Annotated in this window: 3 protein-coding genes and 2 tRNA genes; 3 read left to right on the plus strand and 2 right to left on the minus strand. The window is 58.2% G+C overall.

Annotated elements, in window-relative coordinates; all coding sequences use genetic code 11:
• Positions 1 to 461 precede the first annotated feature (461 nt).
• Positions 462 to 535: transfer RNA gene (locus WBV42_RS04045), tRNA-Phe, on the minus strand.
• 378 nt (positions 536 to 913) lie between these two features.
• On the opposite strand from WBV42_RS04045, the gene WBV42_RS04050 reads away from it, so the two are divergent.
• Together WBV42_RS04050 and WBV42_RS04055 are read left to right on the plus strand one after the other, a co-directional pair.
• Positions 914 to 1,051: a hypothetical protein gene (locus WBV42_RS04050; protein WP_253228810.1), complete on the plus strand. Its 138-nt coding sequence runs from the start codon at positions 914 to 916 to the stop codon at positions 1,049 to 1,051.
• A 290-nt stretch (positions 1,052 to 1,341) separates the two neighbouring features.
• Entirely contained in the window at positions 1,342 to 2,460 is a 1,119-nt protein-coding gene (locus WBV42_RS04055; RefSeq protein ID WP_423984895.1) for a hypothetical protein, read from the plus strand.
• Between the two features lie 247 nt (positions 2,461 to 2,707).
• On the opposite strand, the gene WBV42_RS04060 is transcribed toward WBV42_RS04055, so the two are convergent.
• A tRNA-Val gene (locus WBV42_RS04060) sits at positions 2,708 to 2,781 on the minus strand.
• Positions 2,782 to 2,866: 85 nt separating this feature from the next.
• Here WBV42_RS04060 and WBV42_RS04065 point away from each other — a divergent pair.
• Complete coding sequence (locus WBV42_RS04065; RefSeq protein ID WP_423984896.1) at positions 2,867 to 3,136, plus strand: DUF7538 family protein; 270 nt, start codon at positions 2,867 to 2,869, stop codon at positions 3,134 to 3,136.
• The last annotated feature ends 99 nt before the right edge of the window (positions 3,137 to 3,235 follow it).

Here is a 3,235-nt window from a genome sequence, read left to right on the forward strand (position 1 = left end):
CATATGTTGATACTACCTCCAGAAGCTGGTTTACGCTTCCAGGCGCGCGACTAGTAGGATTCAAATCCGCTCGGGTGCAGATTTTCCGCTCACGGTTCGGTCGCTTCGCTCCTTCTCGTTGTTCGCGGAGAAATCATGCCGCCTCCCGGATTTGAACCTCCGGCGAGCAAAGCTCGCCGTGCCCCCACTCGCTCGGGAAGACGAACCGCGTCTTCCCTGCCCTCGTTCGCTTCGCTCACGAGGACTCCGCTCGCGGGGACGGGGACAGCTCGATCTTCAGTCAAGCGCAATAGCTCGAATGGAAATCGCGCGAAAGAACTATGCTGCCTCCCGGATTTGAACCGAAACCAGACGTGCTCGCTTCGCTGCGCGCGACTAGTAGGATTCAAATCCGCTCGGGTGCAGATTTTCCGCTCACGGTTCAGTCGCTTCGCTCCTCCTCGTTGTTCGCGGAGAAATCATGCCGCCTCCCGGATTTGAACCGGGGACAGCTCGATCTTCAGTCGAGTGCTCTCCCAGTCTGAGCTAAGGCGGCTCATTCTGGAAAAGGCGGATGGTACAAAAAAGGATTTCGAAATCCGCCGGAGGGAAGACGAATCGACCAGAATCCCTCACACCTGCATCGGTAGCCGACACAAGCCATTTACGCACGGTCGTGGTAGATACTGGCATGGGAGAGCGAGCCTGCTATCTGGAGTTTTGTCCAGCGTGCGACGCACAGGTGACGATTGTTGATGATAAATGTCCCGACTGTGGAAATTCACTTTCAAATTCTGAGCCGAATTCGAGGAGGTGATGGCAGAAAACACCCATTGTTGTTCGAAGATGTAATACGTAGGAGGATAGAAAGCGGAGAAACGCGCAGTTGGGAGAAAACTTATACCAATACGGTACTGCAGTTCGACATACCCACATGGTGCAAGAGAACACCGAGAAATGGGACGACTGCCTGGAACGCGAAATCGACGGCGGGGTCGAACTATACGACCCCGAGAACGATAACGCGTGGATATGGTCCGACTTCGGCGTCGACCTCTCATGGGAAGCCTAGCGCACGCCCGAGGAGACCGATTTACAGGCCGACTGCTGTCCAACTGACGTACAAGCGAGTGCCCTGCCCCCTCTTTTTCGTCTCTACTCTCGGTGCTCTCGTGCGATCCATTCGCACCCGATGCACCGTTCTATCCACTTGGGAACCTTTCGTTATTTTTACCCAACTTGTAGTAGGACAACAAGATAAAGTATATAATCCATTGCTTACTGTGAATATGCAAACAGGACTGCACGTCCGAGGATGTGTCTCCAACCAACTCTCGCGTCACCAGTCCCGCCCTCCTTCCCATGCACGTTTTATCATTCGAACGCGAAACGCTCGACTCCTCCACGCTCGGGGTTTCGGGATTCCTGCTCTTGGGCCTCCTCGAAACGTTCGGTCGGTATTTTCGAATCCTCTACGGCGAACAGCAACCCCACATCGACGTTCGGTGTTGCTGGCGGCCGCTTGCGAACGCCGTGCTCGCCGGGAAACCGATCTACGTCCGACCGGCCGTGGACAACAAACCGCCGCTGTTCGAACTGCTCAACGTCACCGTCGCATCGACGGGCCAGTACTTGCTGGTCTTTTTCGTCCTGATCGGCATCGTCAACGGCGTTTCGGCGATCCTCCTCTGGCGAATCTGTGCCGACCGAGGCGCTCCTCGCGTCGGACTCATCGCCGGACTGTTGTTCCTGACGAGCGTTCCAGCCACCGGTGGCACGGTGATAAACGTGCGCTCGTTTGCGATCGCTGGCATCCTCCTCTCGCTGTGGGTCGAACATCCGCTCGCACGCGGTGCCACGATCGCAGCGGCGGGACTGTTCTCCCAACATGCGGTGTTCGCCATCCCGGCACTCGCGTACGACCGTCTCCGATATCTCGACCGGGATTCGAGTCTCCAATGGCTCGTCCGATTCGTCGCCGGTGGGGTCGCCGTCCTCGTCGTCTCGTTCGGATTCGTGTACGTCGTCTGGGGAGCACAATCCTTCCAGGGTGCGCTCTACTGGTCGTTCGGTGCCGCGGAGAAGTACACGACGAACCCCGTCGTCCCGTCGATTATCGGCGATACACACCGATGGATGGTGGCACTGTATCACGGCGTCATCAAACACCTGTTTCTCATCGTCCCCGCGACGATCATCGTCCACTTGGCCGCGACCGAACGCGGTTCGAACCGGGTGATCCATTCGACCAACGCCCCCCTCGTGACGACGACGTTCCTCGCACTTTCGATGTCGGTTCCGTTGCTCGTCCGAGCGTACCGCGCCTACTGGCTGTACCCGCTCCCCTTCCTCGCGCTGTTGGCAAGCATCGGCTATCAGCAGTTCTTCACGGTTGGAAGGAGTGAACTCCCGCCAACAGAGGGAATCAATCCCGAAAAGCGTCGCCACACCGAGACCGAGCGCCATCGTACCCGCGAGTGATACGATGAGATTGCGTAGCGGGCATTCCGACAGAAATCGCTCGTGAAGCCGCTCATCGCAAAGCGTCACAAAATCCAGTGGGTTCGGGCGGATTCGAACTACGCCAAGACGTTCCTGCTCGCTCACATTCGTTCGCTGCGCGGGCATGCGACTTGTCTGGTTCAATCGCTCTCACGTCGCCGATTTCCGCTCACACGATGGCGAGCACACGCTACGCGGTGCTCGCCGGTTGGTCGCGGAAAATCTATGGGTTCGGGCGGATTCGAACCACCGACCTCGGCCTTGTAAGGGCCGCGTCATAACCAACTAGACCACGAACCCGTACCCGGGAAAAATGGCTCCGGGGGAATAACTGTTACTTTCTCCGTTTCGTAACGACTACCACGCTCGCTAGCAACCCGCAGGTATGGACGACACGCTCTCCGCACTCGGCGAGCAGGACGGTTGGAAGGTGGACGGATTCGCCGCCCGCGTACACTATCGCGGCGCTGACGACTTCTACAGCATCGAGTACTACCAACCCAGCGAATGCGTCATCTACTGGAAGGTGAAGGGGGACGGCGACGTGGCGGTGCCGGTCGGCCGCGGGACGGTGCCCGGCCCGCTTCGTGACCGCGTGCGCATGGACTTGACCGAAGCGGGCATCGACCCCGACGTCGAAGATCGGAAGTTGTGACGCCGGTCGGTTGTACCCGTGTCGGCAACGAGTGAACTGCTTTCTCCGCGTACCTCCCTTATATCTGCCCGAATGCTTATGGACAAATCGGGCGCACCC

Origin of the sequence: Haladaptatus sp., assembly GCF_049589095.1 — an archaeon.
GTDB lineage: Archaea > Halobacteriota > Halobacteria > Halobacteriales > Haladaptataceae > Haladaptatus.